The following is a 12329-nucleotide window of genomic DNA, read 5'->3' on the forward strand; positions in this document are numbered from 1 at the left end:
CAAGTTAGCTGGTCGTCAATCTTAAATTCACCTTGCTGAATTATTCCAAATATTGGTCATCTTTAGTATTTGCTATATATCTCATTTTTTAATGCCGTCCATGCTTTATAGCGGGCATCATCATCAAGACGGTCTAGCGCAATTCGATAACTTCTGCGCTTTATTTCGTCTTCATTACTTAAGCGTTTAGGGGCTTTTCGCATATAGGCCAACTCTTCATTTGATGCTGCAATATTCTCATCAGATGACGAGATTGACCTAATGGCAGATTCAAGCTCATTTGTTCTTTCGTTGATTGCGTGTTGCGACATAAGTTCTGGCGCAGTGGCGGAAGTGACTTCGCTTTTTTGTGCCTGACGGGGTTGATTGATGTAATTTCTAAATCGGCTAGCGTCGCTGGCGCTATCAACGATCTTGATATCTTCATTATCACTTCCTGATGGGCATGGGGCCTCGCTGTACACCGTGTTACCCGCGCTTTTACATTTGTATATGCTGGGTGGTTTTGGGGCGATTGGGTCGGCGTGAACTTCAGGGACTACCTCGTCAACCGGAGTGCTTTCAGGGGTTATTGCCTGCGTGATAGGCGGCTCAGTATGTTCTGTAAGCGGTGGCGTAACAATATGAGATGTAATATGGGTTGAAGGCTTAATTGCTTTTTTAGATTGAGCAGAGTGTCCCCATTGGAGAAATGAAAATACTAATATCAGGCTGATTACGCTGGCGATAATAATGACAGTCCACCCGCTGGAGTTCTTATTGAACTTCTTACCTTCAAAAATCTTGTTTAAATTATGTTCCATGCGTGTAACTTTCATAGCCCATCATATATTACTTTTTGTTCGTTGATTATGTGCACTCAGGTTGATACAAGTCAATTATGATTATTGAACCCCTTGCAGTCGTCGCTATGCATAAGAGGTAAAGTGAGCAATATTGCTTGGGCGACCATCTTTAACGTGATAGCTAAATGAGAATAATTGAATGAGATGATAAACAGATGATTTTTGAGATTGTTAGACGAGATAGTATCGGCATCGATCTTGAGTTAAAGTTAAGCCATGATATCAACTAAGCTACTATGTTGGCTCGTATGCGCGAGTATTGTATTATCCGGTTGTGCTTCTTCGCCTACTTTCTCTTTCCCCAACCCTGCATCAAGTACTAGGCCATCGTAGGGTTTTAACACCTTAAACTGGCTGAACAAAAAAAGTCTGGATCAATAGTAATGAGTCATCTGCTACATTTAATCGAGCAATATGGTCTTGCGCTGGTGTTCATCAATGTTTTGCTTGAACAGGTGGGTTTACCTTTACCAGCTTACCCAACGCTGATTATTTCAGGGGCATTATTAAGCCAAGGTGATTATGCATCCGCCACTTTATTATTGCTGACTGCTGTCGTTGCATCGCTGATTGCGGACATTTCATGGTATCGGGCAGGTAGGCGCTACGGTAAGCGTGTGATGGCCATGCTCTGTAAAATCTCTCTATCACCAGACTCATGTGTGAGGCAAACATCCTCCATCTATACGCGATGGGGCGCACCTTCTTTGATGGTCGCAAAATTTATTCCAGGGTTTGCTTCGATTGCAAGCGGCATGGCGGGCACGATAGGTACACGTCAATCTGCATTTATATTCTTCGATGCGATTGGTGCCGCGTTATGGGCTGGGTTGGCGATATATCTGGGTACATTATTTAGTACCACAGTGGATGATCTATTGAATGTGCTCTTGACGCTGGGAAAATGGGGTAGCTTTTTGATTCTAGCTGCATTTGTGGCGTATATCGCATCAAAATGGTGGCAACGCAAACGTTTCTTGAAGTCATTACATATGGCGCGTATCTCCGTAGAGGAATTACGTTTGATGCTAGAAGAAGGGAATGCGCCGTTCATTGTGGATGTACGGTTGCCTGCCTCACAACAAGCAGGTCGAATTCCCGGTGCTGTAGTCATATCCAACAATGACGTGAACTCGTTAATGCTGGATGCACCGTTGGATGGTGAGATTATTGTCTATTGTGAATGCCCAAATGAGGCCTCTGCGGCAAAGGTGGCAAAATATCTGATGGGCAAGGGTTACACGCGAGTGCGGCCATTAACTGGCGGCATTAATGCTTGGATTGCTGCCGGGCATGGGATTGAAAAAGAGTAAGTTTTAGCCTGACTATTTACATTACGCTATTCAGCTTATCTCTTGATCCTGTAGCAGAATGGAGACTCTTGCGTGCAATACCATATTTTCAAGCACCAGCCTTGTCACAGTGGCAGCCATGATGTTTTCTCGAGATTGTGCATCTGAATCAAGACTATTGAGTAATTCAACCACATTCAAGCATGCCAATTGCCTTAGATCGGTTTCATCAAATGGCAGGCCGGAAAAATCAATCGGGTCTTCTTTTTCGATTTCTTCCAGCAGTTCAAGCAGTATTTCTGGTTTCATGATTCCAGATACCTATCGCGTTAGATTCTAATTAGAAAGACAGTCCATCCAGCATTACTGGCTCTTGGCTTTATCAGCTTTGCCGCCTTTAACGCTGATCTCGTCTTTGATCTTTTCTATTATCTTAGGACCAAAGCCTTTGACATTATCCAAGTCGTTTATCGATTTGAATGCACCATGCTGCTTGCGGTATTCAATGATCGCTAGCGATTTTTTCGGACCTATGCCGGTGACAGATTGAAGTTCATCTTGCGTTGCGGTATTGATATTCACGGCTGAGAGTGCGGGCAGCGAGAAAGCAAATGTAAGCAATAAAATGAGGAATATTTTTCGCATGATATTTTCTCTAATCTAGCTCGGCTTAGATATAAATTCTTTGGATTTAAGCGATCTCTTGTACGATGGCATGCAATGCCGCAAGTGGATCATCGGCTTTGGTAATGGGTCTGCCAATCACTAGATAGCTAGCCCCCAGTTTTAGCGCCTCTGAGGGCGTTACGATGCGGGATTGATCATCTTTACTTGCAGATGCAGGGCGTATGCCTGGTGTTACCAAACAGAAATCTGCCCCCAGCTTTTCCCTGAGTATCGGTGCTTCCTGGGCTGAGCATACGACGCCATCCAAGCCAGCCTCTTTAGTCTGGGTTGCTAGGTTAAGTACGTGGCTTTGCAGATCGGTTTGTACGCCGATTTTTTTAAGCGAGGCTTCGTCCATGCTAGTCAGCACTGTAACGGCAATCAATAAGGAATCATAACCGCTTTTGGCTACCCCTTCTTTTGCTGCACGCATCATGGTTTCACCGCCAGACGCATGTACGTTCAGCATCCATACCCCCAATCGACTGGCAGCTTCGCAAGCTTTGGCTACGGTGTTGGGGATGTCATGAAATTTCAGGTCGAGAAAAACACCAAAACCTTTTGCCGATAGCTCTTCTACCAAACGTGGCCCCGCCGCGGTGAAAAGCTCTTTACCGACTTTTAACCTGCATAGCTTTGGGTCTAGCTGCTCGACTAGATTTAATGCAGCGCTAGCCTCGGCGTAGTCTAGCGCAACGACGATTTTAGGATCTGGAGTAGAGGTCATACAGCGGTTTCGCTAGGTTCGGATGGCAGAGATTCCCAAGCGTTGCATGCAGGGCATTGCCAATGGTAATTTTTGGCACGAAAACCACATTGGCTGCAACAGTAAACATTGCGGTTGCCTATCGCCCGGCGAACCGTTTGTTGCATGAGCAAAGTATCTTGTGCTTCGCTTGTGTCGCTCGCCGCACGTGACTCCAAAAGCTGGTCAAGTGTTTGCAGACTAGGTCTTTTTGCCAGTTCGTCACGTGCAAGTTTTGCGGCACTTTCAGCGCCTTCTTCTTTCATCGTTGCCTGATAGACTACGTTCAATAATGTGGGTAGCTGGTAGGTCTGCAAATAATTTCTCAGAAGCTGCATGCCTTCGGCTGTTTCCCCGATTGCGCGGTAGCTATTCAACATTTTCTCGGCAATCAAGCTGAGATATTCAGGGTCTTGGAACTCAATACGTTTCCAGATGGAAATTGCATTTTTATGCGTGTTGTTCGCTGCCTCCATGTCGCCCAACATGATGTTTGCCCGCACACAGTTCTTGTTGGCATCTAGTGCTTTATCCAGCTCATATCTCGCTGTATGAAGATCGTTATCTAAAATGGATTTCATCGCTGTTTCGCAATAATATTGCGCGATTTCCTTACGGAAGGGGATGCCGGATAAACGTTCTAATTCGGTAGCGATCTTGATCGCTCGATCCCACTCGCGTTCACGTGTGTATATCTCGAGCAATGCGCGTAATGCAGGCTGTTTGTAGCGGCTATCATCCAGTGACTTGAATAACTCTTCAGCACGGTCGAATAAACCCGCTTTTAGGTAATCCTGCGCCAGTTCAGCCATCACAGCCTGTTTTTGGGTATGGGGTAGTTCTTTTCTATCCAGCAAATTCAGATGTAAGTGAATGGCTCTATCTACTTCGCCTCTGCGGCGGAACAGACTGCCTAGTGCAAAGTGCAGCTCAAGTGAGTCAGCATTCGCTTCGACTGCCTCAGTAAATGCTTCAATCGCCTTGTCATGCTGGTCTGAGATAAGGAAGTTCAGGCCTTTGAAATAAGCTGCTGGCAAGGTGGTGGATTCTGAAAGCAGTTGGTTAATGTCCACACGTGCCGCCAGCCAGCCTAGCGTAAAGAACAAGGGTAGGGCGAGTAGCCACCAGTATTCGAATTCCATCATGGTTTCTGGGTCTTCTCTAAGTGAATTTCACGTAAGTGCATTTCAGGAGGGTGCGATATCATTATTCAGTTTTTATTTTCTAGGGCCGAGTTATGTCTTAGCACCCAGTGACTTGAGTTCACGCTTGATCGCTAATAATTGCTGGCGTTGTTTGATTAATGCGCCGATAAAAGCCATTAGCCCGACCAATGTGCCGATCAAAAACGAGATAAAAAGCATCAGCCACAAAGGTGCTTGCCAGATAAACCCCAGATAGTAACGAACCTCTACAGGCTCTGCATTCTTAAAGGCAAAACCAAGTAGCAGGATGAATAACAAGACGCCAAGCGCAAGGTATAAATATCGCATGCCTTAATTTTACTAAGGTGCGCCGAAAAGTGCTAATGAATCTGGAAAATATATAAAGAAGATGTACATGAAAAAACGGCAATATCCCATTTTTGTAGAATATTGCCGTTCTTCTAAAGCAACGATTACTTAAACAACTAAATCAACGCGCTCTCTTAACTCTTTACCTGCTTTAAAGTGCGGTACATATTTCTCAGGTACCTGTACTTTAGAGCCGGTCTTTGGGTTGCGACCAAGACGCGGTGGGCGGTAGTTTAAACTGAAACTACCAAACCCGCGGATCTCGATACGCTCACCAGTCGAGAGGTTGTCCGACATTGAGTCAAGGATAGCTTTTACTGAAAGCTCAGCATCCTTGACGACAAGCTGCGGAAAACGCGCGGCTAGATTAGCTATTAGCTCGGATTTTGTCATGGCTAATCGCCTTACTCGTTGTTTTTGCCGTCAAGTTTAGCTTTTAGCAGAGCGCCCAGATTAGTGGTACCAGCTGTGCCAGCGTCATTGCTGTATTTTTGTACTGCATCTGCTTCTTCAGCAATATCTTTGGCTTTGATCGACAGAGTAATTGCACGCGTCTTACGATCAACGTTAGTGATGCGTGCTTCGATTTCGTCACCTACTTTAAGTGCAGTTGTTGCATCTTCGATTTTTTCGCGTGAGATATCAGCAGCACGGACGTAACCTTCAACTTCGCCATCCAGAGTAATCACAGCGCCCTTAGCTTCAACAGACTTAACGGTACCCTTAACGATTGCACCTTTATCATTCACTGTTGTGTAAGCACCGAATGGGTCATTGTCCATTTGCTTAACGCCAAGAGAGATACGCTCTTTCTCAACATCGATGCTAAGTACCAATGCTTCAACTTCATCACCCTTCTTGAAGTTGCGAATCGCTTCTTCGCCAGTCTGGTTCCATGAGAGGTCAGATAAATGAACCAAACCATCAATGCCACCTGGCAAGCCGATGAATACACCGAAGTCAGTGATTGATTTGATCTGGCCGCTAACTTTGTCACCCTTTTTGTGGGTGGCTGAGAAATCATCCCATGGGTTAGCTTGGCATTGTTTCATGCCCAATGAGAGGCGGCGGCGGTCTTCGTCGATCTCAAGGATCATGACTTCAACTTCATCACCTAATTGCGCGATCTTAGCTGGATGAACGTTCTTGTTTGTCCAATCCATTTCAGAAACGTGAACCAAACCTTCGATACCTGGTTCGATTTCAACGAATGCGCCGTAGTCGGTCAAGTTAGTGACTTTACCGAACAGGCGTGTGCTCACTGGGTAACGGCGTGTCAATGCAACCCATGGGTCATCACCAAGTTGTTTGATACCTAATGAAACACGGTTTTTGTCTTGATCGAACTTAAGAATCTTAGCTTCAACTTCTTCACCAACTGTAAGCACTTCTGATGGGTGCTTAACGCGACGCCATGCCAAGTCAGTGATGTGTAGCAAGCCATCGATACCACCGAGGTCAACGAATGCGCCGTAGTCGGTGATGTTCTTGACGATACCCTTAACGATAGCGCCTTCTTTCAATGAGCCAAGCAATGCTTCGCGGTCTGCACCCATGTTCTCTTCAAGAACAGCACGGCGTGAAACCACAACGTTGTTACGCTTGCGATCAAGCTTGATAACTTTGAAATCCCATTCTTTGTTTTCGAATGGCGTTGTATCTTTTACTGGGCGTAGATCAACCAATGAACCAGGAAGGAAAGCGCGGATGCTGTTAACCATTACAGTCAAGCCACCCTTAACGCGACCATTGACCATACCCTTGATGATGCGAGCCTCATTCATCGCATTTTCAAGATCAAGCCATGCAGCCAGACGTTTCGCTTTCTCACGGGAAAGCTTGGTTGAGCCGTAGCCATCTTCAAGTGTTTCGATCGCAACTTGAACGAAGTCGCCAACGCTAACTTCAAGTTCACCGCGATCATTATGGAATTCGGTAGTAGGGATGATGCTTTCGGACTTAAGTCCTGCGTTAACGATAACAAAGTCGTCGTCAATCGAGATTACTTCGGCGGTGATAACTTCACCAGAGCGCATTTCTTGACGCGCCAAGCTTTCTTCAAAAAGTGCTGCAAAGCTTTCGCCGGTAGAGGAGGTTGTGTTGGTTGAAAGATTAGCCATTAAATAAATTACCTAAAGTGCCCACCGTGCAGTGGGAAAAATTAAAAAAGCCATGAACTCGTGAAGCTCACGGCGCTATATTGATTACTACTACAACTAATACTATTTATTCAGGGATTTTTCTGCGTAAGACAGTACGGTTTCGACTGCTTGCGCTATGCTAAGATTACTCGTTTCAAGCAACTCGGCATCTTCAGCTTGCTGCAAAGGCGCTACCAGCCGTTGCTGGTCCCTGACATCACGTGATTGCAAATCTGACAGAATATCCGCTAGATTAGCATGGATTCCTTTTGACATCAACTGCTTATATCGCCTTTCAGCGCGAATCTCAGCTGTTGCTGTTAGGAATATTTTGGTGGTGGCATCAGGGAATATCACCGTTGCCATATCCCGGCCATCTGCAACGAGCCCCGGTGCTTTGCGAAAGCTATGTTGTAAACCAACCAGGGCATGCCTGACTGCGGGATGTACGGCGACCTCTGACGCACCTTTCCCCATTTTTTCAGTGCGTACATCGTCACTGACATCTTGGCCATTCAAATAGATATTTCCATCCTCGAACTGGATATTCAGGCTAGGTACCATCTTGCCTAATTCCACTGCATTTGCCCAATCGATATTCGCCGCTAGTGCTGCCAGTGCAACGATACGGTAAAGCGCGCCTGAATCGAGGTAGTGGTAGCCCAGCTTTTCAGCCACAAGTTGAGCCACTGTGCCTTTGCCCGATGCGGATGGGCCATCGATCGCAATGACAGGAATGGATTGATAGTTGGTAGATTTCAAGTTCTTTTACTTAATGATAAGTGGTTATTAATGATTAACTTTGAATGATAGAGGAGAATCGCTCGAAGTAATCAGGGAAGGTTTTGGCAACGCAACCGGGATCATTGATGGTGATGGGCACGCCGCCGAGTGAAACCAGCGAAAAGCACATCGCCATGCGATGGTCATCGTAAGTGTCAATCACAGCATTGGGCGTCAATTTTTCTGGGGGCGTAATGGTGATGTAATCGGCACCTTCTTCAACGGTAGCACCGACTTTTCGTAATTCAGTTGCCATGGCTGTCAATCGGTCTGTTTCTTTGACGCGCCAACTGGCGATATTACGTAAAGTGGTCGTGCCATCAGCGAATAGCGCCGCTACCGCCAAAGTCATTGCGGCATCTGGTATATGGTTACAATCCATATTCAATGCTTTAAGTTTGCCATTTGTTGGCGCGCTGGACTCTATCCAGTTATTTTCCCAGCTAATGCGCCCACCCATTGCCGTTAAGGCTTCTGTAAACCTGATATCGCCTTGAATACTATCTTTAGTGATCCCTTGTACGCGTACAGGGCCAGCGCCAATAGCGCCCGCAGCTAGAAAATAAGAAGCTGAAGATGCATCGCCTTCAACAAAAACTTTTCCTGGGGTTTGGTAATGACTATTCCCACGGATGAAAAATCTTTGCCAGCCCTCGCGCTCTACTTGAACGCCGAATTTTGCCATCAGGTTCAGAGTGATCTCAATATAAGGTTTTGATATCAATTCGCCGATGACTTCAATCCTAAAGTCTTGCTTGGTCAAGGGCGCAGCCATCAATAAGGCGGTGAGGAATTGGCTGGAGACATTACCTTTGACTTGTACTGTGGGGGTGGCCTTTATTTTAGCTGGAGATACCTTCAACGGTGGAAAACCGGGTGCTCCTAAATACTCAATATCTGCGCCAGCCAGCCTTAGTGCATCGACGAGATCGCCGATGGGGCGTTCATGCATGCGAGGAACGCCTGAAAGAGTGTAATGTCCGTTGGAAAAGGCCAGGGCCGCAGTGAGCGGGCGGAAGGCCGTGCCTGCATTCCCTAAAAAGATATCGGCCTGTTTGTTTGGGAAGTTGCCGCCAGTGCCTTGGACTATCCAGCCATTTGCGCCTGTTTTTTCTAAGCTAACACCTAGTGCTTGTAGCGCTTCCAGCATGCGTTCGGTGTCATCGGAGGCTAGGAGGTCATGGATATCAGTGATGCCATCAGACAGTGCCGCGAGTAATAAGGTACGGTTGGATATGCTTTTTGACCCGGGAAGAACGACATTTCCTCCTGCTTTTGTAGCTGCTTTTAGTACAAGTGTTTCCATTTATTCTGTTTCGCTGCTTCTCTGGGCTGCTATTTTTTTGTTTTCAGCCCATGTATTGCGTACAGTGCTTGCGCGCTCAAATAGCGCTTGCAACTCGGCGCCGTTGTTTTCTTGTAAAAGCGTTTGGATATTGCTTAGTTGTTGCTGGTATGTAGTAAGCTCAGTCATGAGGGCCGCACGATTTGCAATGCTGATATCGCGCCACATTTCAGGCGAGCTGCCTGCGATTCTTGTGAAGTCACGAAAGCCGCTAGCAGCAAAATCGAAGAACTGTTTTGCGTCGGGGCGTTCGGCTAAATCTTCTACTAGGGCAAAGGCAAGCAGATGGGGCAGGTGGCTCACAGCAGCAAAAATACTGTCATGTTGCTGCGCTGACATTTCGTTAATCAATGCGCCTGCATCGTGCCAGAGTTTGCGCACTTTTTCCAAGGCAAGCTCACTGGTGCTATCGATGGGGGTCAGCACTACATTCTTGCCATCAAAAAGATCGGCTTTGGCTGACGATACACCACTTTTTTCTGCGCCTGCAATCGGGTGCCCGGGCACGAATTGGCTGATTTTTTTACCAAGCGCGCCTGCATATGCAACTACATCAGACTTTGTGCTGCCAGCATCGGTAACAATGGTGTTGGGGGTAAGGTGAGTGGCTATAGAGGCAAGTATGCTGGCCGTTTGCGCTACCGGTGTTGCTATCACGATCATATCTGCATCAGCCAATGCAGTTTCAATATGGGATTCTGCGCTATCAATGACGCCTAGCTCAATCGCTTCATCCAGACTCTTATGATTCCGATCCACGCCTGTTATATGCAATGTAGGGTGTTTGCGTTTGAGCGCGAGGGCGAGTGAACCGCCAATTAGACCAACCCCGAAAATGACCAGTTTATTCAATTGATAGCCGTGCTTTGTGACTGGAATATAAAGCCGGATTATAGCATGTCGAACTTATACTTAAGCTGGAAGGATGAATCAGGGAAGCAAGAGCGGCGTTCCAAACTTGGGTTTGCAAGCTAGAACGCCGATTGCTTTGGAGATGACATTGAATGAGATTCATTATTATCTGAAAAGTTCAATCTATGATTGAAATGTAATTTCAAGTGATGGAGATTGAATGCTTGGGATTTTGATGCTTAAAGCAGCTTGGTAAGTGCTATAGGTACCCATTCAGTGTCTATTAACGCCTCTTGCGGCACGAATTTCTGCTTGTATGCCATCTTGGCGCTTTCCTTGATCCAGTAACCGAGATAGAGATAATCGAAATTATTCGCCTTGCACCATTCGGTTAACCACATGACATTATAGGTACCGTAGCTTGCATGCGCATCGCTGGCATCGTAAAACGTGTAAACAGCCGAGATGCCATCGCCAACGATATCGAGCACGCTGACCATTTTAAGGTCGCCATCTAGGCGGAATTCAGCCATCATGCTTTCAACATTGCTTTGCACGAGAAAATTGCGGTATTGCTCAGCCGTTTCATGATCTTTTGCACCATCATGACGGGCGATCTGGTAGGCAGAGTAAAGCGCGAAATGCTCTTCGTTAAAAGTCAGCGGGATAATCGTAGCAGTGAGGCTCTGGTGTTGCTTAAATGCACGCCGTTGGCTGCGTGTGGGCTTGAAGTCTTTCACGGGCAGACGTACGGGAATGCAAGCGTTACATAACTCACAATGCGGGCGGTATACGAATTTACCGCTACGCCGGAATCCTAACTGGATCAATCCGTTATAAGTTGGTGCGTCAACAAGGTGTTGAGGGGAAGCGATGAGTGATTGTGCCAGCTGCACTGGTAGATAACCACAGCTATAAGGTGTCGTCACATAGAACTGTAACTTGGCTAAAGGTATGTCGTTCGGTAATGTCATGAGCTTACGTTGACCAGTCTTGAGAGTCTTTGTGAGAAATCATCTCTTGAGATTTCCCGCGCACCTAATGATGCTAAATGGGTTGTCTTCATTTGGCAATCTATCATGCGGAAATCTTGCGCTTTTAAATAGTTGACCAAGTGGACGAATGCGATCTTGGAGGCATCGGTTTTTCGGTGAAACATGGATTCACCATAAAACATCTTACCTAGCGTGACGCCATACAAGCCGCCTGCCAATTCGCCATTTATCCATGTCTCGACACTGATGGCGTAGCCCATGTTATGGAGCGCTTCATAGCCATTGATGATGTCAGGGGTGATCCACGTACCATCCTGACCTAATCGTGCCGTTTCAGCGCAGGCTTGCATGACTTCACGGAATGCAGTGTTAAAGCGGACTTCGTAATTGTTCTTTTTCAGCGTCTTTGCCAGTGAGTGCGATATCTTGAGTTCGTCCGGGAACAGCACCATGCGTGGATTGGGGCTCCACCACATGACGGGTTCATCTGCACTGAACCAAGGGAATATCCCGCGCCTATAGGCCTCAAGCAGACGTTCGGGTGAGAGTTCTCCACCGATGGCGATCAGACCATTTGGTTCTATGAGTGCCGCATCAAGTGGCGGAAAGTGCGAGTGTGCATCTAGCGCGGTCACCCGCCCACCCGGTAGCTGATAGTAATAGTTACTCACTGCATCATGCCTTTATTGTTTGTGGCTTTGAACTTACTTTTATAGCTTTACTAGTTAGGCCTTTACTTGAGTTTATACTTTGTGATTCAATCATTCCATGCAATTCATATCCATGCGTCTAATGCGCGCATTTATCTTTGTGTTAATGACGATCTTCGTTGCCAATAGCGTTTACGCGGGCACGATGATGACTGCTGCAAAAACGGCAGTGGATGCGCATGCACATCATGAGGTAGCTATGCACATGGACGGCATGATGCACGACACGCAAATGCCTCACCATGATACAGACCAGCATCATTCCGGCTATTGCCATGATTGTCTTGCATGCCTGAATATGTTGCCTGTAGATATCTCTACCCATACACCTGTGATACCCGATGCCCTCAGTATCGTGATGCACGATGTGCTCTATAGTTCTCCTGCCACCCCAACGCTCCAGCGGCCCCCCATATCCATTCTATCCGCTTAGTTTTACCT

Annotated in this window: 16 protein-coding genes; 2 read left to right on the top strand and 14 right to left on the bottom strand. The window is 46.5% G+C overall.

Going from position 1 to position 12329, the window contains the following annotated elements:
• Positions 1 to 62: 62 nt before the first annotated feature.
• Entirely contained in the window at positions 63 to 803 is a 741-nt protein-coding gene (locus A7981_RS04465; protein WP_165595536.1) for a DUF4124 domain-containing protein, read from the bottom strand.
• Between the two features lie 251 nt (positions 804 to 1054).
• Positions 1055 to 1189 carry a hypothetical protein gene (locus A7981_RS12345; protein WP_256365542.1) on the bottom strand — a complete coding sequence of 45 codons (135 nt, stop codon included), beginning with the start codon at positions 1187 to 1189 and terminating at the stop codon, positions 1055 to 1057.
• Between the two features lie 39 nt (positions 1190 to 1228).
• On the opposite strand from A7981_RS12345, the gene A7981_RS04470 reads away from it, so the two are divergent.
• Positions 1229 to 2158, top strand: a complete 930-nt coding sequence (locus A7981_RS04470; RefSeq protein WP_067264552.1) for a DedA family protein/thiosulfate sulfurtransferase GlpE — start codon at positions 1229 to 1231, stop codon at positions 2156 to 2158.
• 30 nt (positions 2159 to 2188) lie between these two features.
• Here A7981_RS04470 and A7981_RS04475 read toward each other — a convergent pair whose 3' ends face one another.
• From A7981_RS04475 to aat, 12 genes are all read right to left on the bottom strand, one after another.
• Positions 2189 to 2446 carry a hypothetical protein gene (locus tag A7981_RS04475; protein ID WP_067264555.1) on the bottom strand — a complete coding sequence of 86 codons (258 nt, stop codon included), beginning with the start codon at positions 2444 to 2446 and terminating at the stop codon, positions 2189 to 2191.
• 54 nt (positions 2447 to 2500) lie between these two features.
• Complete coding sequence (locus A7981_RS04480) at positions 2501 to 2782, bottom strand: helix-hairpin-helix domain-containing protein (protein ID WP_067264557.1); 282 nt, start codon at positions 2780 to 2782, stop codon at positions 2501 to 2503.
• Between the two features lie 46 nt (positions 2783 to 2828).
• Positions 2829 to 3530: an orotidine-5'-phosphate decarboxylase gene (gene pyrF, locus A7981_RS04485; protein WP_067264559.1), complete on the bottom strand. Its 702-nt coding sequence runs from the start codon at positions 3528 to 3530 to the stop codon at positions 2829 to 2831.
• Positions 3527 to 4690: a lipopolysaccharide assembly protein LapB gene (gene lapB / locus A7981_RS04490; RefSeq protein WP_174545135.1), complete on the bottom strand. Its 1164-nt coding sequence runs from the start codon at positions 4688 to 4690 to the stop codon at positions 3527 to 3529. The genes pyrF and lapB overlap by 4 nt, the downstream gene beginning before the upstream one ends.
• A gap of 93 nt (positions 4691 to 4783) precedes the next feature.
• Positions 4784 to 5041 carry a lipopolysaccharide assembly protein LapA domain-containing protein gene (locus A7981_RS04495; protein WP_067264564.1) on the bottom strand — a complete coding sequence of 86 codons (258 nt, stop codon included), beginning with the start codon at positions 5039 to 5041 and terminating at the stop codon, positions 4784 to 4786.
• 129 nt (positions 5042 to 5170) lie between these two features.
• Entirely contained in the window at positions 5171 to 5455 is a 285-nt protein-coding gene (locus tag A7981_RS04500; RefSeq protein WP_067264567.1) for an integration host factor subunit beta, read from the bottom strand.
• An 11-nt stretch (positions 5456 to 5466) separates the two neighbouring features.
• Positions 5467 to 7182: a 30S ribosomal protein S1 gene (gene rpsA / locus A7981_RS04505; RefSeq protein ID WP_067264570.1), complete on the bottom strand. Its 1716-nt coding sequence runs from the start codon at positions 7180 to 7182 to the stop codon at positions 5467 to 5469.
• A 102-nt stretch (positions 7183 to 7284) separates the two neighbouring features.
• Positions 7285 to 7965 (bottom strand): (d)CMP kinase, encoded by a 681-nt coding sequence (gene cmk / locus A7981_RS04510; protein WP_067264573.1) that lies wholly within the window; start codon positions 7963 to 7965, stop codon positions 7285 to 7287.
• Positions 7966 to 7999: 34 nt separating this feature from the next.
• Positions 8000 to 9292 (bottom strand): 3-phosphoshikimate 1-carboxyvinyltransferase, encoded by a 1293-nt coding sequence (gene aroA, locus A7981_RS04515; RefSeq protein ID WP_067264575.1) that lies wholly within the window; start codon positions 9290 to 9292, stop codon positions 8000 to 8002.
• Entirely contained in the window at positions 9293 to 10183 is an 891-nt protein-coding gene (locus tag A7981_RS04520; protein ID WP_067264579.1) for a prephenate dehydrogenase/arogenate dehydrogenase family protein, read from the bottom strand.
• Between the two features lie 239 nt (positions 10184 to 10422).
• Positions 10423 to 11157: an arginyltransferase gene (locus tag A7981_RS04525; protein ID WP_067264582.1), complete on the bottom strand. Its 735-nt coding sequence runs from the start codon at positions 11155 to 11157 to the stop codon at positions 10423 to 10425.
• A complete protein-coding gene (gene aat, locus A7981_RS04530) occupies positions 11154 to 11849 on the bottom strand; it encodes a leucyl/phenylalanyl-tRNA--protein transferase (protein WP_067264585.1) in 696 nt (231 codons plus the stop codon). The genes A7981_RS04525 and aat overlap by 4 nt, the downstream gene beginning before the upstream one ends.
• Before the next feature lie 97 nt (positions 11850 to 11946).
• On the opposite strand from aat, the gene A7981_RS04535 reads away from it, so the two are divergent.
• On the top strand, positions 11947 to 12321 hold the full coding sequence (locus A7981_RS04535; RefSeq protein ID WP_131800935.1) for a hypothetical protein: 375 nt from the start codon (positions 11947 to 11949) through the stop codon (positions 12319 to 12321).
• Positions 12322 to 12329: the final 8 nt, after the last annotated feature.

The sequence above is a fragment of the Methylovorus sp. MM2 genome (genome assembly GCF_001648895.1).
In the GTDB taxonomy this organism is placed as follows: Bacteria; Pseudomonadota; Gammaproteobacteria; order Burkholderiales; family Methylophilaceae; genus MM1.